The organism is Pseudolabrys sp. (assembly GCF_050250095.1).
Taxonomy (GTDB): Bacteria; Pseudomonadota; Alphaproteobacteria; order Rhizobiales; family Xanthobacteraceae; genus Pseudolabrys.
Map to the genome: position 1 here is coordinate 123,230 of NZ_JBFWPH010000003.1, position 20,951 is coordinate 144,180.

The 20,951-nt window shown below is 61.0% G+C and carries 21 protein-coding genes and 1 tRNA gene; 15 read left to right on the plus strand and 7 right to left on the minus strand.

The features are described 5' to 3' along the window. Positions 1–53: 53 nt before the first annotated feature. Together AB7F10_RS10015 and AB7F10_RS10020 are read left to right on the plus strand one after the other, a co-directional pair. Positions 54–2,039, plus strand: a complete 1,986-nt coding sequence (locus AB7F10_RS10015; RefSeq protein WP_428560310.1) for a protein meaA — start codon at positions 54–56, stop codon at positions 2,037–2,039. A 77-nt stretch (positions 2,040–2,116) separates the two neighbouring features. Continuing rightward, on the plus strand, positions 2,117–2,425 hold the full coding sequence (locus tag AB7F10_RS10020) for a hypothetical protein (protein WP_428560312.1): 309 nt from the start codon (positions 2,117–2,119) through the stop codon (positions 2,423–2,425). 3 nt (positions 2,426–2,428) lie between these two features. Here the strand turns inward: AB7F10_RS10020 and AB7F10_RS10025 are convergent, their stop codons facing one another. Both AB7F10_RS10025 and gluQRS read right to left on the minus strand, forming a co-directional pair. After that, a complete protein-coding gene (locus AB7F10_RS10025) occupies positions 2,429–3,631 on the minus strand; it encodes an ATP-binding protein (RefSeq protein ID WP_428560314.1) in 1,203 nt (400 codons plus the stop codon). Between the two features lie 45 nt (positions 3,632–3,676). After that, positions 3,677–4,504, minus strand: coding sequence for a tRNA glutamyl-Q(34) synthetase GluQRS (gene gluQRS / locus AB7F10_RS10030; RefSeq protein ID WP_428560316.1), 828 nt, complete (start codon positions 4,502–4,504; stop codon positions 3,677–3,679). 207 nt (positions 4,505–4,711) lie between these two features. Here gluQRS and AB7F10_RS10035 point away from each other — a divergent pair, with 207 nt between their 5' ends. Together AB7F10_RS10035 and AB7F10_RS10040 are read left to right on the plus strand one after the other, a co-directional pair. Further along, entirely contained in the window at positions 4,712–5,482 is a 771-nt protein-coding gene (locus AB7F10_RS10035; protein ID WP_428560318.1) for a DNA-3-methyladenine glycosylase family protein, read from the plus strand. After that, positions 5,472–6,146, plus strand: coding sequence for an alpha/beta hydrolase (locus tag AB7F10_RS10040; RefSeq protein WP_428560320.1), 675 nt, complete (start codon positions 5,472–5,474; stop codon positions 6,144–6,146). The genes AB7F10_RS10035 and AB7F10_RS10040 overlap by 11 nt, the downstream gene beginning before the upstream one ends. A 3-nt stretch (positions 6,147–6,149) precedes the next feature. On the opposite strand, the gene AB7F10_RS10045 is transcribed toward AB7F10_RS10040, so the two are convergent. From AB7F10_RS10045 to AB7F10_RS10055, 3 genes are all read right to left on the minus strand, one after another. Beyond that, positions 6,150–6,548, minus strand: a complete 399-nt coding sequence (locus AB7F10_RS10045; RefSeq protein WP_428560323.1) for a cupredoxin domain-containing protein — start codon at positions 6,546–6,548, stop codon at positions 6,150–6,152. After that, positions 6,548–7,078, minus strand: a complete 531-nt coding sequence (locus AB7F10_RS10050; protein ID WP_428560326.1) for a DUF4142 domain-containing protein — start codon at positions 7,076–7,078, stop codon at positions 6,548–6,550. Before AB7F10_RS10050 ends, AB7F10_RS10045 begins: the two co-directional genes overlap by 1 nt. 81 nt (positions 7,079–7,159) lie before the next feature. Then, positions 7,160–7,819 (minus strand): RNA polymerase sigma factor, encoded by a 660-nt coding sequence (locus AB7F10_RS10055; RefSeq protein ID WP_428560328.1) that lies wholly within the window; start codon positions 7,817–7,819, stop codon positions 7,160–7,162. A gap of 209 nt (positions 7,820–8,028) precedes the next feature. On the opposite strand from AB7F10_RS10055, the gene AB7F10_RS10060 reads away from it, so the two are divergent. Beyond that, positions 8,029–8,589, plus strand: a complete 561-nt coding sequence (locus AB7F10_RS10060) for an HNH endonuclease (protein WP_428560331.1) — start codon at positions 8,029–8,031, stop codon at positions 8,587–8,589. Positions 8,590–8,667: 78 nt separating this feature from the next. Here the strand turns inward: AB7F10_RS10060 and AB7F10_RS10065 are convergent, their stop codons facing one another. Both AB7F10_RS10065 and AB7F10_RS10070 read right to left on the minus strand, forming a co-directional pair. Then, complete coding sequence (locus tag AB7F10_RS10065) at positions 8,668–9,144, minus strand: peroxiredoxin family protein (protein WP_428560333.1); 477 nt, start codon at positions 9,142–9,144, stop codon at positions 8,668–8,670. A gap of 262 nt (positions 9,145–9,406) precedes the next feature. Beyond that, complete coding sequence (locus AB7F10_RS10070) at positions 9,407–9,949, minus strand: disulfide bond formation protein B (RefSeq protein WP_428560336.1); 543 nt, start codon at positions 9,947–9,949, stop codon at positions 9,407–9,409. A 256-nt stretch (positions 9,950–10,205) separates the two neighbouring features. On the opposite strand from AB7F10_RS10070, the gene AB7F10_RS10075 reads away from it, so the two are divergent. The 10 genes from AB7F10_RS10075 (at position 10,206) to AB7F10_RS10120 (ending at position 20,811) form a co-directional block, all read left to right on the plus strand. After that, positions 10,206–11,444, plus strand: a complete 1,239-nt coding sequence (locus tag AB7F10_RS10075; protein ID WP_428560338.1) for a tyrosine-type recombinase/integrase — start codon at positions 10,206–10,208, stop codon at positions 11,442–11,444. 63 nt (positions 11,445–11,507) lie between these two features. Then, positions 11,508–11,593, plus strand: a tRNA-Leu gene (locus tag AB7F10_RS10080). Between the two features lie 105 nt (positions 11,594–11,698). Next, positions 11,699–12,793 carry an ABC-three component system protein gene (locus AB7F10_RS10085; protein ID WP_428560340.1) on the plus strand — a complete coding sequence of 365 codons (1,095 nt, stop codon included), beginning with the start codon at positions 11,699–11,701 and terminating at the stop codon, positions 12,791–12,793. Further along, a complete protein-coding gene (locus tag AB7F10_RS10090; protein ID WP_428560342.1) occupies positions 12,790–13,281 on the plus strand; it encodes an ABC-three component system middle component 2 in 492 nt (163 codons plus the stop codon). The genes AB7F10_RS10085 and AB7F10_RS10090 overlap by 4 nt, the downstream gene beginning before the upstream one ends. Next, on the plus strand, positions 13,278–15,158 hold the full coding sequence (locus AB7F10_RS10095; RefSeq protein WP_428560344.1) for a hypothetical protein: 1,881 nt from the start codon (positions 13,278–13,280) through the stop codon (positions 15,156–15,158). The genes AB7F10_RS10090 and AB7F10_RS10095 overlap by 4 nt, the downstream gene beginning before the upstream one ends. A 254-nt stretch (positions 15,159–15,412) precedes the next feature. Then, entirely contained in the window at positions 15,413–16,132 is a 720-nt protein-coding gene (locus AB7F10_RS10100; RefSeq protein ID WP_428560346.1) for a thermonuclease family protein, read from the plus strand. A gap of 18 nt (positions 16,133–16,150) precedes the next feature. Next, the gene (locus AB7F10_RS10105) at positions 16,151–17,611 is read left to right on the plus strand and encodes a hypothetical protein (RefSeq protein WP_428560348.1); all 1,461 of its coding nucleotides are present in this window, start codon (positions 16,151–16,153) and stop codon (positions 17,609–17,611) included. 64 nt (positions 17,612–17,675) lie between these two features. Continuing rightward, positions 17,676–18,416 (plus strand): hypothetical protein, encoded by a 741-nt coding sequence (locus tag AB7F10_RS10110; RefSeq protein ID WP_428560350.1) that lies wholly within the window; start codon positions 17,676–17,678, stop codon positions 18,414–18,416. Further along, complete coding sequence (locus tag AB7F10_RS10115) at positions 18,416–19,552, plus strand: hypothetical protein (protein ID WP_428560353.1); 1,137 nt, start codon at positions 18,416–18,418, stop codon at positions 19,550–19,552. The genes AB7F10_RS10110 and AB7F10_RS10115 overlap by 1 nt, the downstream gene beginning before the upstream one ends. A gap of 8 nt (positions 19,553–19,560) precedes the next feature. Then, complete coding sequence (locus AB7F10_RS10120; protein WP_428560356.1) at positions 19,561–20,811, plus strand: hypothetical protein; 1,251 nt, start codon at positions 19,561–19,563, stop codon at positions 20,809–20,811. The last annotated feature ends 140 nt before the right edge of the window (positions 20,812–20,951 follow it).

Here is a 20,951-nt window from a genome sequence, read left to right on the forward strand (position 1 = left end):
ATTGCATTGCAAAATGAGTTGGGCCAGAGTTGCCGCGAAGGCGGCAACGGCTGATGGCTGAGACGACCAAGCGCGGCAAACCCTGGATTTTCCGGACCTACGCCGGTCATTCGACCGCGGCGGATTCCAACGCGCTGTACCGCAAGAACCTCGCCAAGGGGCAGACCGGCCTTTCGGTCGCCTTCGATCTGCCGACCCAGACCGGCTACGACTCGGACCACGTTCTCGCGCGCGGCGAGGTCGGCAAGGTCGGCGTGCCGATCTGCCATCTCGGCGACATGCGGGCGCTGTTCGATGGCATCCCGCTCGGCACCATGAACACCTCGATGACCATCAACGCCACCGCGGCGTGGCTGATGGCGCTCTATATCGCGGTGGCCGATGAGCAAGGCGTGGCCCGCGACGCGCTGACCGGCACGATCCAGAACGACATCATCAAGGAATATCTGTCGCGCGGCACTTACGTGTTTCCGCCGCAGCCGTCGCTGCGGCTGATCAAGGACGTCGCGATCTTCACGACATCGGAGCTTCCGAAATGGAATCCGATGAACATCTGCTCGTATCACCTGCAGGAAGCCGGCGCGACGCCGGTGCAGGAACTCGCCTTCGCGCTCGCGACCGCCATCGCCGTGCTCGACACGGTGAAAGCGTCCGGCGAGGTCGATCACGCGAAATTCTGCGAGGTGGTCGGCCGCATTTCGTTCTTCGTCAATGCGGGGCTGCGCTTCGTCACCGAGATCTGCAAGATGCGCGCCTTCGTCGAATTGTGGGACGAGATCACCCGCGACCGCTACGGCGTCACCGACCCGAAGCAGAGGCTGTTCCGCTACGGCGTGCAGGTGAACTCGCTTGGCCTCACCGAGCCGCAGCCGGAAAACAACGTCACCCGCATTCTGCTCGAGATGCTGGCGGTGACGCTGTCGAAGGACGCGCGCGCCCGCGCCGTGCAGCTGCCGGCATGGAACGAGGCGCTCGGCCTGCCGCGGCCGTGGGACCAGCAATGGTCGCTGCGCATGCAGCAGATCCTCGCCTATGAGACGGACCTCCTGGAATACGGCGACATCTTCTCAGGCTCGACCGCGATTGCCGAGAAGGTCGCGGAGCTCAAGCGCGAGGCGAATGAAGAGCTGAAGCGCATCGAGGAGATGGGCGGCGCGGTCGCCGCAGTCGATTCCGGCTACATGAAGCAGCAGCTCGTCGAGTCGAACACCGCGCGGCTCGAAGCCATCGAGCGCGGCGATCATGTCGTCGTCGGCGTCAACAAATTCATCGAGAGCGAGCCATCGCCGCTAACCGGCGGTGTCGAGGCGATCATGACTGTCTCCGAGGACGCCGAGCGCGATCAGCTGGCGCGGCTCAAGGCGTGGAAGGCGTCGCGCGACAATGCGGGCGTCGCCGCCGCGCTGAAGGAGCTACGGCGTGCGGCGGCCGAAGGCCGCAACATCATGCCGGCCTCGATCGACTGCGCGAAGGCCGGCGTCACCACCGGCGAATGGGGCTGGACGCTACGCGAAGCGTTCGGCGAATACCGCGCGCCGACCGGCATCGGCCGCGCCATGCGCAACGACGTGGAGGGCCTCGACGACATTCGCGGCGAAGTCGACCGCGTCTCGCGCAAGCTCGGCCGCCGGCTGACGTTCCTGGTCGGAAAGCCCGGCCTCGACGGCCATTCCAACGGCGCCGAGCAGATCGCGGTGCGCGCACGCGACTCAGGCATGCAGGTGGTCTACGAAGGCATTCGCCTGACGCCTGAGGAGATCGTCGACGCCGCGCAGAAGGAAAAAGCCCACGCGGTCGGCCTCTCGATCCTCTCCGGCTCGCATCTGCCGCTGGTGAAGGACGTGGTGGCGCGGCTGCGCAACGCCGGGCTGACCGATATTCCCGTGGTGGTCGGCGGCATCATCCCGCCGGAGGACGCGCAGGCGCTTGCCGCCGCCGGCGTCGCGGCGGTCTATACGCCGAAGGACTTCGAGCTGAACCGCATCATGTCCGACGTGGTGCGTATCGTCGAACGGGCGAACGGCGCGACCAACACCTAATTTCACGGCTCCATTGGCAATGACATGGCGTTGGCCATAAGCTTGGCCCGCGCGCTTCGCGCAATGTGGGGACGACCATGACCGACCAGCCGGCGCCGGCGGATAAATACAACAGCGCCTTCTTCTTCAAGCTGCTGTGCGCCTACCTGGTCCTGCTGCTCGGCTGGCGGCTGTTCCTGCCGGCCCACGAATATCCCGGCCGCGCCGGCCTCATTTTCGACATGGCGACCGACGCCGGCGCCCTGCTCGCGGTCATCCTGCTGCGCGCGAAGGGACCGCCGGCGCTGTTCTGGGCCGCGGTCATCGCCGGCCTCGGCCTGTTCGCGATCCGCATGACCAGCGAAGCAAGCTGGTGGACGGGCCACCTGATGTATTCGCTGAACTGACGCCTAGAGACCCTTCAGCGCCTCGCTGAGCCGCGTCGGGCTGACCGGCTTGACGAGATAGCCGGACATGCCGGCGGCGCGGGCGGCGGTTTCGTCGCTCGCCTCGCTCTTTCCCGAAATGCCGATCACCGCCACGCGCCCCGCCGCGCCGGGCAACTCGCGAATCTTCCGCGTGGCGGCCAGCCCGTCGAGGATCGGCAGCGTCACGTCCATCAGCACCGCATCATAGTTGCCGTTAGCGACGGCGCGCACCGCCGCCTCGCCCGACTCGACGAAATCGGTGCGGTGGCCGAGTTCGGTCAGGATCGTGTTCATCACCACGCGGCCGTAAGGATTGTCCTCCGCGCACAGCACTTTCAGGCTGCGCGGCGCCGGCGTCTCGGCGGCAGGCCGCGCGGCGAACGGCTCGGCCAGCGCGGTGAAGGTGAAGGTCGAGCCGCGGCCCGGCGCGCTCGCAACGCGGAGATCGCCGCCCATCGCGCGCGCGATGCGGCGCACGAAGACAAGGCCGAGGCCGGCGCCGCCATAGCGCCGCGCGACATCCTCGCTCGCCTGCGCGAACGGCTTGAACAGCCGCGCCATGTCCTGCTTCGACAGGCCGATGCCGCTGTCCGACAGCGCGAAGGACAGCCGCACGCGGCCGCGCGGCGCGGCCTCCGCGTTGACCGCGAGCGCGACGCCGCCGCGCTCGGTGAACTTCACCGCGTTGTCGGCGAGATTTTCCAGCGCCGCGCGCAGGCGCAGCTCGTCACCCACCACCAGCGGCGGCAGGTCGCGCGCAATCGCGATATCGGTTTTCAGGCCGCGCGCCTCGGCACGGGCGCCAAGCGCGCGGCCGACCGCTTCGGCGAGACGGCGCGGCGCGAACGGCTCGCGGCGCAGCGTCAGGCCGGTGGCCTCCGCCTTCGCCGCGTCGACGATCAGCGTGGTCAGCGCCGACACATGCTCGGCGCCGCTCTTGATCGCATTGGCCCATTGCCGCTCGCGTTCGCCGAGATCGGACGAGGCGAGCAGTTCGGAGAGCGCCAGGATGCCGGTCAATGGCGTGCGGATGTCATGCGCGACGCCGGCGAGCGAGGCTTCGACCGCGCCGGGCTTGACTGCGCCGGGCTTGGCCGCTTCACGCACCGGCTTGCGCGCCGGTTTGCGCGCCGCAGTCCTCTTCTTCCGTGCGCGCTTCGTTGCGCGAACTTTCTTCTTCGCCATGCCGTTCGCCCCGCTTCCCGCCGCACCCTGCCACGGCGGCGCGCGTCAATCGAGGCCGATCAGCGCCCGGATGTCGGCGGGCGTCCGGCCGCCGGCCCGCAATTCGCGCAAGCCGGTGGCCTGCGTCGATTTCGACAGCTTGCGGCCGTCGGCGTCGAGCAGCAGACGGTGATGGCGGTAGACCGGCGCCGGCAGGCCGAGCAGCGCCTGCAGCAGCCGGTGCACCGCGGTCGATTCATAGAGATCGCGCCCGCGCACCACATGGGTGATGCCCTGCAATGCGTCGTCGGCGACGACCGAGAGATGATAGCTGGTGGCCACGTCCTTGCGGGCGAGTACCACATCCCCCCACGCGGCGGGGTTGGCGGCGATCGTCCCGCCGTCCTCATTCCATGTCAGCGGACCTGTCCGCGCCAGCGCCGCCGCCATGTCGAGCCGCAGCGCGTAAGGCTCGCCCGCCGCGATGCGCCGCTCGCGCTCGGCCTCGGGCAGCGATTTCGCCGCGCCGGCATAGAGCGGCGCGCCGTCGGGGTCGCGGCCGGCCGCCTGCGCGGCGATCTCGGCGCGGCTTTCGAAGCTCGGATAGACGAGCCCCTGATCCGCCAGCCGGCCGAGCGCGGCGCGGTAGTCGTCGAGATGCTCGGACTGCCGCCGCACCGGCCGCTCCCAGGCGATGCCCAGCCACGCGAGGTCCTCATAAATCGCCTGCTCGTAGTCCGGCTTGCAACGGACGGCGTCGATGTCCTCGATGCGTAGCAGCAGCCGGCCGCCGGCCCTCGCGGCCTGTTCGGCGTTGAGCAGCGCCGACAGCGCGTGGCCGAGATGCAGGTAGCCGTTCGGGCTCGGCGCGAAACGGAAAACGGGTGGCGACATGCATCCTCGGCGGTCATCGTCCGCAAGCAGACATCGGGTTTACCCGATGTCTGCCTTTAAGATGCGCAAGTCGGGTACACCCGACTTGCGATGGGGCATCCAGTAAACGCCAGGACGGCGATTTATCACAAGCACTCGCGTTTACTGGATCGTCCGCTTTCGCGGACGATGACGGCAGAATATGGTGACGAGGCACGAAAACCCACCATGACTCACTTCCTGCACACCGACGCCGACATGATGGCCGCGCTGGACCGGCTGGCGGAGACCGACCCGCGGCTGACGGCCGTGCGGCAGGTGGCCGGCACTTTCAGCCTGCGGCGGCGCGAGGGCGGCTTCGCGGGGCTTTGCTCGATCGTCTGCGGCCAGCAGCTCTCGACCGCGAGCGCGGCGGCGATCCGCAACCGGCTGTTTGCGGCGTTCGATCCGTTCCACCATGACGCGGTGCGTACCGCCCGCAGCGACAAGCTGAAACGCCTCGGTCTGTCCGCGCCGAAGATCAAATCGATCAAGGCGATCGGCAAGGCGCTGTCCGAAGGCCAGATCGACCTCGACGCCGTCGGCGCGATGGACGCGGACCTGGCGCACGAAAAGCTGGTCGCGCTGCACGGCGTCGGCCCGTGGACCGCCGACATCTATCTGCTGTTTTGTCTGGGCCACTCCGACGCCTGGCCGGCCGGCGACCTCGCGCTGCAGGAGGCCGCGCGCATCGCCTTCAACTTGCGCAAGCGGCCCAACGTCAAACAGTTCATCAAGCTCGCCGAGCCGTGGCGGCCGTGGCGCGGCGCGATGGCGCATCTCTTGTGGGCTTATTATCATGTCGTGAAGCGCCGCGACGGCGCACCGGAAGCGGCGGCGAGCGCCGCCGCCAAGAAAAAAGTCAAACGCAAACCGGCAAAACGCGCGGCGCCGAAACGCACGGCGGTAAAATCCAGAACGACAAAATCCAGACAGAAAGCAAAACGCAATGGCCGCTGAACTCGACGGACCGCGCCTCGCGCCGAAGTCCGGCACCGCCAAACAGCTCGTCGTGTTCCTGCACGGCTACGGCGCGGACGGCAACGACCTGATCGACATCGGCCGGGCGTGGCAGGACTGGCTGCCGGATGCGGCCTTCGTGTCGCCGCATGCGCCGCGCCCCTGCGGCCAGTCGCCGATGGGCCGCGAATGGTTTCCGCTGACCTTTCGCGATCCCAACGAACGCTGGACCGGCGTGAACGAGGCCGCGCCCGCGCTCAACGCCTTTCTCGACGCCGAACTGTCTCGTCACAAGCTGCCGCCGTCGGCGCTGGCGCTGGTCGGCTTCAGCCAGGGCACGATGATGTCGCTGCATGCCGGCCTGCGCCGCGCGAGCGCGCCGGCGGCGATCGTCGGCTATTCCGGCATGCTGGTGGTGCCGGAGGGCATCGAGCCGGACGACTTCATGGCGCAGATCGTGGCGAAGCCGCCGGTGCTGCTCGTCCACGGCGACCAGGACGAGCTCATCCCCGTGCAGGCGCTGCTGCATGCCTCGCAAAGCCTCGCGGCGATGGATATTCCGGTGCAGTGGCACATCTCCCCCGGCGTCGGCCACGGCATCGATCAGGAAGGGTTGCGGCACGGCGGCGAGTTTCTGCGCAAGGCATTCCACCGCGCCGCCTGACTTTTACGGCACGACGGTGAGCTTGCCGACCATGTTGGGATGGAAGCGGCAATAGTATTCGATAGTGCCGGCCTTCTTCATCGCGATGCGAGCCGTCTTGCCCGCCGGGATCATCACGTCCCACGCCTTGTCGCGCGCGGTCGCGGTGTGCGCGACGATATCCTTGTTGTCCCAGACAATGACGTCGCCGACATGGGCGGACACCGCTGCCGGCCCGAAGGTCGCCTTGCCGATCGTCACCGTGATCGTCTCGGCCCGCGCCGTGCCCGCGAAAGCAAGGCACAGCGCGGCAAGAGCAAGGGCTTTTCCGGCTTTGATAAAATCAAAGCCGGACTCTCGGTTTTTATTTTGCCGCGTTTTCTTCACGCGAACCGGTGCCCACTTCGCTCGAAAACGCTTCATTACTTCAACGACGCCGCGACGTGCTCGGCGTGCTGCTCGTGACCCTGGAAGATCTTGAGGCCCGTCTCGAGCAGGCTCTTGAGTTCCGCATTCTGCGCCGACGGGATCAGCGTCTTTTCCAGCGCGCCGTTGACGGTCTTGTGGAAGGCGACCTCGTTGGCGGCATAGGCCTTGTCAAAGGCCGCGCCGGACAGCTTCGACAGCTCGGCTTTCTTCGCCGCCGCCTGCTTCGCCAGCGCCTTGCTGGTGTCGTTGTCCTGCGGCGTGACCTTGAGCTTCTTGACCAGCGCCAAGGCCTTGTCGTTCACCGCCTTATGGTCGCGCACCATGTTCTCGGCGAAGTCGCGCACCGCCTTGGTCTTCGATTTTTTCAGGGCGAGCTGACCGGCTTCGACGTCGATCACGCCGGCGGTGTAGGCGATATGCGCGATCTGCGCGTCGTTGATCTTGGCAGCCTGCGCGTTGGCAGCACCCGCGCCGGCCAGCATCGCCGCGGCAACCAAGGCAATCGTCGTCTTCAAGCGTGTCATCGTCATCCTCCACTGCGGCCGCGTGTGTTGCGGCCTTCACAGCATTGGATGCGGATACGCGCGAAAGGTTCCCGTAGCAGTTCAGGGAATATTGAGCCTTGCGATGACGCGATCAGCCATCATCTCGCAGCGGCGGCCGGCGAATGGATAAGTGCCGGTGAGCACCGGACCGAACTGCGTTTCGAGATCCTTGCGCAGCAACGCGCGGGCGCGGTGCAGCCGCGTCTTCACCGTCTCCGGCCGCAGCCCGAACAGTTCCGCCGTCTCCTCGATGCTCATCTCCTCGATCACCCGCGCCACGAGAACGATGCGGAAGTCATGCGGCAGCTCGTCGATCGCCTTCTCGAGCAAGGCGTGGATTTCGCGTTGCGCCATGACACGCTCCGGGTCGGGTTGCGAGGACATCAGCGGCACCACATCGGCGCCCGGCGGCCTCATCGCGTCGAGACTTTCGGCCGGCTTGCGACGGCGCAGCCGCGCCAGCGCCTCGTTGATGACGATGCGGGTGAGCCAGGTGCCAAGACTCGAGCGGCCCTCGAATTCGGCGAGGTGCGCGAAAGCGCGGATATAGGCCTCCTGCACGGCCTCCTCGGCCTCCCAGTCATCCTTCAGGATGCTCCGGGCGACGCGGAACAGGCGCTGGTTGTGGCCGCGGACAATGGTGCGGATCGCCGCCTTGTCGCGCCGGATGGCGGCGGCGACCAGGTCCGCCTCTTCATGCAGGGATGCAGCAACCGCCATAACGGGCCTCCGGTGACGCCAATTTACGGGATTTAGATGCGAATTCCCGGCAAAGGTTCCCGGCCGCCCCACCCTTGTCCGCCCCGTCATGCGGTTGGATGGGGGCGATTTCCGCGGCCGCTTCACAAGGCTGTCACGTCAATCTATAGATTATGGCATGCCGCCACGCGGCGGCGAATCATCGAGGTGAGCCTCGCTTGAACGTCCACGTGTCGACCACCCGAGTGTCGCCGAGCGGTTTTCCGGCGCTGGTGCTCAACGCAGACTTTCGACCGTTGAGCTATTATCCGCTGTCGCTCTGGTCCTGGCAGGACACGATCAAGGCGGTGTTCCTCGAGCGCGTCAACATCGTCGCCAATTACGACCACGCGGTGCATTCGCCCAGCTTCGAAATGAAGCTGCCGAGCGTGGTGTCGCTCAAGACCTTCGTGAAGCCCTCGACGCATCCCGCCTTCACGCGGTTCAACGTGTTCCTGCGCGACCGCTTCTCCTGCCAGTATTGCGGCGACCGCGACGATCTGACCTTCGATCACATCGTGCCGCGCTCGCGCGGCGGGCTGACGACCTGGCATAACGTCATCACCGCCTGCTCGCCGTGCAATCTGCGCAAGGCCAACATGACGCCCGACGAGGCGAAGATGTGGCCCTCGCAGCAGCCGTTCCAGCCGAGCGTGCATCACCTGCACCGCAACGGCCGGCTGTTCCCGCCGAACTACCTGCACGAAAGCTGGCTCGACTATCTCTACTGGGACACCGAGCTGGAGCCTTGAGCGCCGGCGGTCGACGGCCGATTTTTGTTTGTCGCGGTTTCTTAACGCGAACCGGTGCCCACTTCGCTTGAAAACGCTTTATGGCGCGGCGATCAAAGCCTGCATGATGCGCGCGCCGAGCGCCATGTCTTCTTCCTGACCGAACCCGTGGTGCAGAACGTTGCCGTCGCGTCCGATCAGGATCGAGGTCGGCGTGCCGCGCATCGCAAACCTCGCCATCGTCACCGGAATCGGACCTTCCTGCCCGGCGTCATCGACGCCGATCGGCATCGTCAGCCGGTACTCGTGAATGAAGGCTTCGAGCGCCACCGGCGTCATCGCCGCGTGATGCTCGAACACGGTGTGGAGACCAATCACCTGCAGGTCGGTTTTTTCGAACAAGCGATGCGCTTTCTCCGCCTGCGGCGTGCCATGCGCGACGCAGCCGGGGCACAGCATCTGGAACGCATGGATCAGCACCGGACGCCCGCGGAGACCCGCGAGCGTCAACGGCGCATCGGTATTGAACCACTTGCTGACGGCGATCTCCGGCGCCGGCATCGACTCCGCGCTCATTTGCCCTCCACTCTGCCCTCCGCCGAACGAACCAGACGCAAAACGCCTGTTTTTCGGCGGATGGCCACTTAACCTTCCGTTAACCTGAGCGTCTTGAAGGCGTCACAATCCATGCCCATATTACGTATCAACGGCGGCGTTGAGTGAACAGCTCCGCAGCCGAGCGGCCACGATAGGTCAGGCGACGGCGGATGTAACCGCGCCTTCCCCTTCGTGGTCGTAGTCTTTTCCAGATCTTGTTGTTTTCGGACGCGCTGGCGGATCACGCCGCGGCGGACGCGCGCCGGCGCAACAACACGCCGCGCAGGCCCCACAGCGCGACAAGCGCGAGGCCGAGCGACAGCGGCACATTCCAGCCGGCGAGCGACAGGCCAAGGAAACGCCACGCCGCCTCGTCGCAGCGCACGACGCTGACGCTCTGCAACTGGTTCATCAGGCCGCCGCGGCCGCCGATCTCGCCGAGCGTGCCGGTGCATTCGCCGGGGCCCGCCCAGAACTTCCACTCGATGCCGGAGTGGTAGATCGCAAGCCCGGTGTTCCACAGCATGGCGATCGCGATCGCCGCGAAGCCCGCGGCGATGACCTTGTGCGAGGCGCCGTGCTCGGCGCCAAGCCACAGCAGCACCGCCAGCGGCACCGCGAAATAGAAGGCGTAGCGCTGCTCGAGGCAGAGCGGGCACGGGGCAAGGCCGACCACATACTGGAAGAACAGGAAGCCGACGATGCCGAGCGCGCCGACCACCGCGATCAGGGTGGCCACGGCACTCGCGTCCGCCCGCTGGATTGCCGCCAGTTGTGCCCGCATGTCGTCCTTTCCGCTCCGCCCCGCCAGGAACGCACAGCGGAGATTGACCCCGCGCCGCGCCTCACTATGATCCGCGCGAGATTAAGCCCCTGTGGCGGAATTGGTAGACGCGCCTGACTCAAAATGATTTTACTGAGTGCGCGCGTATTGATTTTTTGATTGACCATCAACAACTTAAGACTCAAGATTCATTTTGTGAGGGCTTACACAGCTCTTACACAAACAGGACAAATTTTGAGATTGAAAGCACGCGAGCATGGCCGCGCACCACGAATTTTTTGACGGGCGATTGCACGTCTACAAGCGTGAAAACAGCCGGCACTGGCAGTGCTCGACGTACCTGAACGGCCGCAACTGGCGCGTCTCGACCAAGACTGACAGCTTCGAACATGCGAAGGATTTCGCTGAGGACTGGTACCTGGGCCTTCGTGGCAAGCACCGCGCGGGGCAGCTGAAAGTTGGCAAAACTTTCCGTGAAGCCGCCAGCCGTTTCGAGTTGGAATTCGAGGCCATCACAAGCGGCCAACGTAATCCGCGCTATGTGCAGGGACACAAGGACCGGCTCCGAGTGCACCTCTTGCCGTTCTTTGGCGACAAGGTTCTCACCGAAATCACGCCGGGCCTCGTTGTCGAGTATCGCGCCAAGCGAGCGCAGGATACTTCGCGAAACAAACGCCCCCCGGCTCGCAGCACCCTCCACCAGGAAATCGTTTGCCTTAGGCAAGTCCTCAAGACCGCCAACCGCAACGGCTGGCTTCCTTTCATGCCGGACCTATCCACCCCGTACAAAAGCTCCGGTAAGGTCGTCCATCGCGCTTGGTTCTCGCCGGACGAATACAATGCATTAGTTGAGGCCACCCGCCGAAGGGCGCAAAGGCCTCTCAACAATCGCCATCGTTGGGCGTGCGAGCAGTTGCACGACTACGTCTTGTTCATGGCGAATACCGGCTTGAGGCCTGACGAGGCCGCCCGGTTAGAGTTTCGGGACGTGTCAATCGTCAGGGATGCAGATACCGACGAAACCATTCTTGAAATTGAAGTACGCGGCAAGCGCGGCGTGGGTTGGTGCAAAAGCCTGCCTGGCGCCGTGAGGCCTTTTAAGCGGTTGAAGGCGCGCAATGGCGTGAGTGAAACCAGCCGCCTGTTCCCGGCCAAATTCTGTGGACGGCATCTGCTCAATACCATCCTCGATGAATTGGAACTCAAGTTTGACCGCGATGGAAACCGGCGAACGGCTTATAGCCTTCGGCACACCTACATTTGCATGCGCCTGATGGAGGGCGCGGACATCTATCAGGTCGCTAAGAACTGCCGCACCAGTATCGAGATGATCGAGAAATTCTACGCAGCGCACATCAAGACCACGCTCGATGCGTCCGCCATCAACGTGCGGAAGCCGCGCCGCCGAAGGCCGCTGCGCAAAACAGCGGCATCCCTTAAGCCAGGCAGCAACCGTGCGCCACTGCCGCGTCGGCGGCGCGGGCGGGCTGCATAGCCACAGCCTTTTTCGCCGCAATCTGTTGGCGAGCCAGCACAATTGCCTTATAGAAGCCCCTGCGCCGGTGTGGCGGAATGGCAGACGCAATCGACTCAAAATCGATCGCCCGAAAGGGCATGTGGGTTCGACTCCCTCCACCGGCACCATTTCCTTGAAGCTCTGCTGAGAAGATAGCCAGGCCCAGACGCTCGCGTGACGAGCGCAATTTTTACGTGTATTTTAGATACGAGAAAGGTTTGCCGGGCCCCTGGATGACTGCGCCAAAGCTAGACGAGATTGCGAAGCCGACTCCGACAGGCACATTGAGCGCGGACCAAGCGCTCGTCGGTCCGCAAATCCCTCCTCAACAGCGCATCCTCGTTTACTCGCCTGATGACTGGACCGAGTGCGTACATGAATGGGTGCATGCGCGGCTTCGTAAACAGTACAAGCACGTAAGCCGATTTGATGGTGCGGGCGACATGGGTGTCGATGTCGCGGGCTTCGCCGACAAGACGGGGTTGGCGGGCGTTTGGGACAATTTTCAGTGCAAGCGTTACGGCCACGCCCTTCGACCAGCGGAAGGGCTCGTCGAAATCGGAAAAATGCTTTGGTACGCGTTTAATGGCAACTTCGCCGTGCCGCGACGTTACACATTTGTCGCGCCGCAAGGATTAGGCATCACGCTCAAAAAGCTTGTCACTAATCCGCCGGAGCTAAAGAAAAAACTTATTGCCGACTGGGACAAAGTCTGCCGCTCCGGCATCACGGACAAACAAGAGATATTGTTGGAAGGAAAGTTCTTGGCGTTCGTCGAAGCCCAAGACTTTTCAATTTTTGGCGAGAAAACCGCTCTCCAACTTGTAGAGGACTTCAAGAATACCCCCTACTACGCCGCACGTTTCGGAGGCGGATTGCCAGCACGACCGAGGGCCAAAACACCGCCGAGCAAGATCGCGGTCGCTGAAACCGTTTATGTGACGAAGCTTTTCACCGCCTACACGCAACACGCCAAGGAACTCGTCAGCCGCATCAAAGACCTCACAAAATGGCCGAAATTAAAGGACCACTTTGGTCGTCAACGAATCGCATTTTATCACGCAGAGTCATTGCGCGTGTTTGCGCGTGACACGGTTCCGCCTGGCACCTTTGAGTCTTTGCAAGATGACATCCACGCGGGCGTTTCTGACGTCCATGCCGCAGACCACGACGACGGCTATCAACGCGTCATCGCGGTGACGAAAGCGGCCCGAGAGCTGGAGATAACTGAGAACGCCCTCATCACGAGAGCGAAGCCGCAAGACCGCGATGGCATATGCCATCAACTTGCAAATGACGACCGGCTAGACTGGACAGACAAAAAGTGACCGACAGTCGTCCAGCGACATTTAACGGCCCGCTTGAGGCGGGCGTCCGAGCTGTGGCGATATTGGCCGCTGCTTACCCGCGTTCTTTTGATCTCCAGCGGTTGGTCGCGATGGATTACCTGCTCGTTCACACTGGCGACATCGGCGGGCCAGCCAGCCTTCATCCACCAACCCCGTTGCAATCAGCCGCGCTGCTAGTGCGGCGCAAGCTTGTAGAACAAGCGCTACTGCTCATGATGACCCGAGATCTGGTTACTAGGAAAACCGATAATGACGGCATCATGTACGGCGCCGGAGAGAATGCAGCACCGTTTCTTGATGGATTGGAGGCGGAGTATCTTGTCGCGCTGCGCGAACGCGCTGAATGGCTTGTGCATCGCCTTGGGAATCTCACTGAACACGCATTCCGTGGTTTAATGAGACAGTTCTTTGACCACTGGGTCGAAGAATTTCAAAGTATCGAGAAAAGCTTGGGGTCAGAGCAATGAGTTCTTTCCCGAGCATCGTCATCAGACATCTTACGTTCCTCGGCCCAACTCGTAAGCCCGCACGCATTGATTTTGGTGCTGGTTTGAATGTCGTTTACGGCGCTTCCGATACGGGAAAATCATTCATTGTTGAAGCGATTGATTTCATGCTCGGCGGTAAGGGTCCGTTGCGGGACATACCAGAGCGAATTGGCTACGACGTTGTCCTCCTCGGAATTCAATGCGGTGACGACACATTCACACTGCGCCGAAGTGCCGACGGTGGTCGTTTTAGATTATATGGCGGGTTACATCACGACATCCCCGTCGAGCTAGAGCCGCTTCACGAATTGGCCGAGCAGCACAGCGATAGATCAAGCGAGAATCTCTCGGCTTTCTTGTTGCAATACTGCGGATTGTCAGGAAAGCGGGTGCGAAAGAACAAGTTAGATGACACGCTTAGCTTAAGCTTCCGAAATCTTGCGAGACTACTCATCGTTACTGAAACCGAAATCACAGAGCAGCGGTCGCCTCTCGCTGACGGAAATCCCACGGCTGACACGCCAAACTTCGCGACCTTCAAGCTGATGCTTACCGGCGTCGACGATTCGTCTCTCGTCGCCCGTCAACCAACGCCAGAGGACCAGACTAAAGAAGCCCAGGCGGAAATCCTCGACAAGGTGATAGCCGACTATAAGGAGCGTCTCAAAGAGGTCGCCAACCACCCTCGTGAACTCGACGACCAGCTCCAGCGCCTTGAAACCACGCTAGAAGAGCAAGGTGTTCAGCTCAACAAAAGTGAAGAGGAGTATAAGTCTCTCTCCGGTCGCAGACGGGAGCTTCGACAGCGTATCGAAAGTGCTGAGGATAGACGCGAAGAGATCGCAGGTTTGCTGGAGCGGTTTTCGCTTCTCGAACAACATTACAAGTCAGATACCCAGCGCCTTAAGGGCATTGAGGAAGCTGGCACCATGTTTGGAACGCTAGGCAAAGCACTTTGCCCCCTCTGCGGCGCTGATCCGCAGCACCAAAATGAAAACCCCGAATGCGCTGGGAACGTTGATGGTGTCATCGCCGCTGCGCGAACGGAAATTGGAAAAATTGCATCGCTGCAGGCTGAGCTAACCGACACCGTGCGTTCCCTAAACAAGGAGGCCTCGGCGCTGGATCGAAGCATCCCGCGTGCGCAAGCTCAGCTTTCCGAGGTGGTACAAAGTTTGGCGGGCCATATTTCGCCTGCTTTGACGCGCATGCGGGCATCATATGCAGAGGTGGCACAGAAACGTGGCGACGTGCGCGAGGCCATCGCAATCTTGAGAGGCTTAGAGGATTTGCAGAAGCGCCGAGAAGAACTGGACAAAACGGATGGCCCCGCACCTTCCGATTCCGTCGCCGCTGACCTTCCCACATCAAGCGCCGATAAGTTTGCGCAGACGGTGCAAGAAATCCTTACTGCTTGGCATTTCCCAGGAGCGGAGCGCGTCAGCTTTGACTTGAAAAAGCGCGACTTGGTCATCGGCGGCAAATTAAGGACCGCACGCGGCAAAGGACTTCGTGCAATCACGCACGCCGCGTTTTCAATCGGCTTACTGCAATACTGCAAGACGCAGGACACCCCGCATCCGGGCTTTGTGGTGCTAGATTCGCCCTTGCTCGCCTATCGAGCGCCCGACAACGCGGAAGACGACCTCAGCGGCACCGATCTTAAAGACCAATTCTACGCCTACCTGATGCGATTGGGTTCAGAGCGGCAGGTTATCATCGTTGAGAACGTCGACCCCACGCCCGCTGTCGCGGCGTTGCCGCAAACGAACCGATTCACCGGCAATCGCACCATCGGCCGATTCGGATTTTTCGAGCCTTTGGCTGAGGCACCTTCCGCCCCACCGCTCGTATAGTAGCCGCTGGGGCTTCTCGTTCTCGCGCCACCAACCCAGCTGCTTACGAGTGGCGCGGATGGGAAAACCAAGGGCCAACCCACCCGCAAAACCAGATAAGACGCTGTTCTTCTCGAACCACGCCGCCCGTTAACCAACACGTACAGGGGCCGTGCATTTTTGATTGTACCTTCTAGTTCCTCGCGAGATAATTGAGGGATCATTAACCATCAGCGCGGCGCGTAAAGCGCCCGCTTCCGCGGGCTTGCCGTTCCATGCGCCTCGCGTACGCAGTCCTCCTTATTGCGCTGTCGGCCGCACCCGCCGCAGCCGAGGAGATATTCGGCATTCCGACAGTCGTTGATGGCGATACTTTATATGTAGCCTCTGTCAAAATCCGGCTGAGCGGGATCGATGCTCCCGAGACGGATCAAATCTGCCTCGACGATAAAGGGCAGAACAGCAATTGCGGCCTTCAGGCCAAACAACAGTTGCAGGAGCGGTTCGGCAGTGCCCGATTGACCTGCAAGCTCGCAGATGCGGATATGTACGGGCGGCGGCTCGGCGACTGCTTTCTCGGAAACGAGAGCATCTCCCGCTGGCTTGTCCGCAGCGGATGGGCGCTTGCCTTCAGGCGATACTCACAGAGCTTTATCGCTGATGAAGATCAGGCACGTGAGCGCAAAGTCGGGCTTTGGGCCGGAGCCTTCATCGCTCCCTGGGATTGGCGGCACCGAAACACTCACACAATCGTCCTGGGCGCGTACAAGGTCCCGCGCGATGCGCAGCGACAACTGCTCTCGTCAACCGTTGCCAGCGCCCCGCCCAACTCTGCATGCGTAATCAAAGCTAATATCAAACGCAGAGAGTGTATTTATCACGTCCCCGGCGGACGGTTTTACGACAAGCTCAAGATGGAGCCTGTAGCGACAAGGCGCTGGTTTTGCAGTGCCGCTGAAGCCGAAGCTGCGGGTTGCCGAAAGTCAAAGCTATAAAAGGAACGCTTTCCGTTCATGCCCCCCACAAATCTACAACGATCCGGGATCGCCCGGCTTCTCAAGCTGGTCAACGAGCCGCGTCACGACTACCGGCCGAATACGGATATCTTTCTTGAGATCGACCCGGAAACTGTTTCGTCAGATATGCGCCTTGCGGAGCTTGGTGCAGAGCGAGGCGCATCTGAGCGCCCCGCAACCGATGCACACAATCTCGACGACATCGAGCATCGGGTCATTGAGCGCATCGAGAATCATAAGCAGGATGCGCACCACCTATTCCTAGATCATCTTCACACTTATGAGGACAGGATATCCGCACTTCATTTCGAGGAGCGCTTCGCTATCATTCGCCAGGCCGCACCTGAGGCTGTAGGCGACTTCAAGGCGGAAGCCGGCCTCGGGCGCGACGAACTTTACGCCTTACGCAGACGCGTGGCGGATACGGAGCGAGAGCGGAACCATTTTAAAGAGCTGCACAAGCTTACCCGCACGGCACGCGTCTCCACTACGGGTGGGACTATCTTCAAAGTCGGCCTGCTTGCGGTCATGTTCGTGATCGAGGTCGTAGTCAATGGCGGGTTTCTTGCAAAATCGAGCGAGCAAGGCATCCTCGGCGGCGCAGTCCAAGCGGTGAGCTTTGCAGCGCTGAATATTCTTGCCAGCTTTCTTTTAGGGCTGGTGCCGATTCGATTACTGAATCGACGCAGCATATTTTTAAAGCTCTTGGGGCTCCTCGGACTCGTTTTTTATCTGGTTTTCGCGGTCGGGCTTAATCTTACGCTCGCGCATCTCCGCGAAATTCCCCCGACGTTGTCAGGCGATGTTGGGCAGGAGGTTTTGCAGCGGCTGCTGCACACGCCCTATATGTTGAACGACGTGAATTCCTTTGTCTTTTTCGGCATAGGCTTCATCTTCTCGCTCGTCGCCATGGCGGACGGAGTTCTCTTTACCGACCCCTATCCCGGTTACGCTTCCATGGAGAAGCGCTGGCTCGGAGCAGGCCAACACTATACCGACCGGAAAGCCGAGCTTATCGATCAGCTACGGGAAATCAGGGATACGGCGAAAGAAGCTATGAACGGTGCGGCGCGCGATCTTTCCGTGAGGCGCAGCGAATTTGACTCAATTCTGCAAGCACGGGGTCGGCTGGCATCCAGGTTTGCAGAACATCAAAATCATATCGAACGCGCCGGCAGGACGCTGCTCGCTGTTTACCGGGAAGCTAATCAGAAAGCTCGCAAAACCGCTGCACCCCCCTACTTTGCAAAGGGCTATGAAATGCAGCGAATTGCTTATGGGGGAGATACGGAGGAAGGCACCGCGAGGGAGCAACTGCGCCAGTCAATCAAAGACTCTCAACAAATTCTCGAAGCTCAGATCACTGCTATCCACGAAGAATTTGACCGGGCAGTCGCGTCCTACCGCGAAATCGACCAGCTGATCCCAGAGGCAGACAATGCCCCGCCGCAGAAGTAGAGGCAGGCACGGTGCGGGAGCCGCTATCGGCGGCATAGCGCTCATTTTATTCGCGGCATTCGCGATGGCCGCTCTTGCCGCTTTTTACTACTACGCTCCACGCGCGCGCGTACTCAATAAAGATACGCTCTGCCCTATCCAAGGCCCGGACGGCATCAGTGTCGTGCTTGTAGATGCTACAGATGATCTGCCGGATGTTGCTAAACGCCAGGCATTCCAGATCCTAGACGACCTCATCATTTCGCTCCCCGCTTACTACAAACTCGATATTCGGGTTCTCGATATCGCGAGCATGCGTAGTCGCTCGCTTTTCGCGAAATGCAACCCCGGCGACGGATCGGGCCTCAGTGAGTGGGATTCAAATCCACGCGCCGCCCGGCAGCGCTGGATCGAGAACTTCCGGAAGCCCGCCCGAGCCGGGATAGAGAATAGCCTTGGTTCAGCAAAAGCGCAGAGTTCACCCATTATGGCAGCGTTGCAGGATATCGCAGTTGGCGAGTTCTCTAGCGCTACGGCCCAAAAAGCCGACAAAGCCCTGACCGTCATCTCCGATATGGTCGAGTATACCCGCGACTATAACCAGTACCCTCGCGGAGGTGACCTTTCTTATGAGCGCTTCCGACGCTCGCCCGCTTATTTGAAATACCGCACCGATCTTCACGGTGCGCAGCTCAAGATTGAATACATCCAACGCGTATTCATGACGGAGCCGTATCTGAAGGCGCATATGCAATTCTGGCAGCAATGGATGCATGACAACGGCGGATCGAAGTTCAGCGCCCACCGCCTGCAAGGAGTAAATTGATGTCGGAAATCGCAAATCCGCGATCGGTGGCGCCTGGACTCATAAGCGGCGCTGTTTTCTTCACAATCGTTCTCGCTGGGTGCGGATACATCATATTCTCAAAGCTTCACGACATTCCAGCGCTCTATGTAACGTTGACGCCGGTCGCGATTATGATCGCCTATGCCGCACTCCTCGGCTTTGCCCGGCTATTCCGTCTCCGCGACGACCAATCCGGCGACAACCTTTACTACATGGGCTTTCTATTTACGCTGACGAGTCTTGGCGTATCGCTCTACCAATACTCTTCGCTTGGATCGGCTGAACAGATTGTCCAGAATTTCGGCATTGCCATCGCCTCGACAATCGCCGGCATCGCTCTCCGCATTTTCTTCAATCAGATGCGACGCGACCCTGTCGAAGTTGAACATTTCGCCCGTCTTGAGCTTGCGGAGGCTTCGCGCAAAGTAAAGCGAGAATTGGAAAGCACAGTCCTTGAATTCGCATATTTCCGCAGAGCAACTCAGCAATCGATTACCGACTCTCTCGAAGAGATGAAATCGATCCTCGGGGAAGCCAGGACGAGCTTTACCGGCCAGCTGAAGGATTTCGTCGAGAATTCCAGCGAGCCGCTTGAACAAGCGTCCAGAAAATCCGGCGATACCATCGACGGCTTGAGCACTCGGATCACCAAGACACTGAACGACATCTCTTCACGGCTAGCCGACCAGTCGCGCCTTATCGCCGACAGCTCGAATGCAACCGTTCAGGCGCTTGATGCTGTCGTTACCAAACTCAAAGCAATGCAAACGCCGGAGCAGGTAATCGAAATCAAGCTCAATCCTGCAATTCAGGGACTGTCTCGGGCCGTGAACAACTTCACAAAGAGCGCAGAGGCACACGCGCAGACCATTGCGGACAACGTGAAGGAAACACAGAAACTGACCGGCGCAGCATCAGACCTCCTGAACCAAGCCCGCGCGGAAGCTTCACGACCTATGCCCACGTTTACCCCCGTGGTCGCGCCAGCACCGGAGCCGGAATCCATCCCGGCCGCACCGCCTTCCTCCGCGCCTTTCCGGGGCTTCTTCACAAGGACGTTTTCCGGGCCTAGCGCACGTTCCGACAACCCCTCGGACTTTTCCGACAAACGATAGGTTGTTCCATGAGCGCGCCTGGCGTGACGGAAGGTCATATTTCAAGGCAGTCCGCCTCATACCGGCAAGGGCTCGTGCTCGGGCTAACCATGGCCGAGGTAATGATCCTTCTCGTCTTTTGCCTTTTGATCGCGCTTGCGGCGTTTTTAAAGGTCGAGCACGACAAACGCCTCAAGGCCGAGGCCGATCTGCGGCAGGAGAAGGAAGCTGCGATCGTCAATCGAGACTTCGTCGATTCCTTTAAAAACAACCCGCAACTCAAACAACTACTTGAGCGCCAGCCACTTGCGAGCAATCAGGGGAAGATTGAGGACTACTGGCGCGAGTTGGTTGAAGGCAGCTCGATCATAGCAGCCGCGCGGCAAAACGGCCTGACAAGCGGTGACCTTCGGGAACGCATGGGCGATATCAAGGCGCTCAAAGAAAAAGGGCTCGATCTAAAGAAAATTGAACGAGATGCTCTCATCACGGCTAGCGTCGATAAGGTGATAATGCCGGCTGGCACTGCCACGCCTGAAAGAGTCACCCAATTGATCGCAAAGGGATTGCTCGAAAGGGCTCCACCGCAGAAGGTCGCGTCAGAGGGCCATAAATGGCCGCCGATTATTGCGCTGAATGACGCAAACGGGCGATTCTTCAAGAGCGGGAGCGCCGAGGTCGACGCTGCGTTCAGGCAGCAATTGGTGGACGGACCCCAGTCGACTGCCGCACATATTGCCCGGCTCATGAAAGAGTACGATGTCGATGTAATCGAGGTCGTCGGCCACACCGACGAGCAACCAGTTGGCAATCGACAATCAAACCTCGATAGCGATCTTGTCCCTGCTCTCAATAACAGCATCAATATTACGGCCGTTAGGCCGTCCGACAATGCGGGTCTTGGTCTCGCGCGGGCCGTGTCCGTTGTTGGAATACTTCGCCAAAGCAAAGAACTCGGCAGCTACAAAATACTTCCGCTTTCGGGCGGCCAGCTTATCAATACCGACGAGACGCTGGCCCTAGGCGGAAATCCGGGCGATGTGCGCGAACGCAGGCGGATTGAAATACGTTTGCGCAAAACAAGTCCGCGCGTAATTGAACAGCGACAAGCGCAAACAATAATTCCGAAAACGACAGCGCCTGCTGCTGCGGTGACATCTCCTCCAAATACAACGCCAATGCCACCTGCGAGACCCGCGTCATCATCATGGGCACCGCCCTCCGGGAGCAGCCCTATACAATTATTCCCACCGTCTATTTTCATACAGCCTGTGCGCTGACCAGCTCACACATCGCGCTTACCGGTGGCCAACAGCGGGAGCCGCTTACGGGTGATGCATCTTACAAACTATCGCCAAGAGCAATAATGCAATCACTACCCACGCAATCCATCGCCAGGCAAAGCGTTCGCTGACCGGCA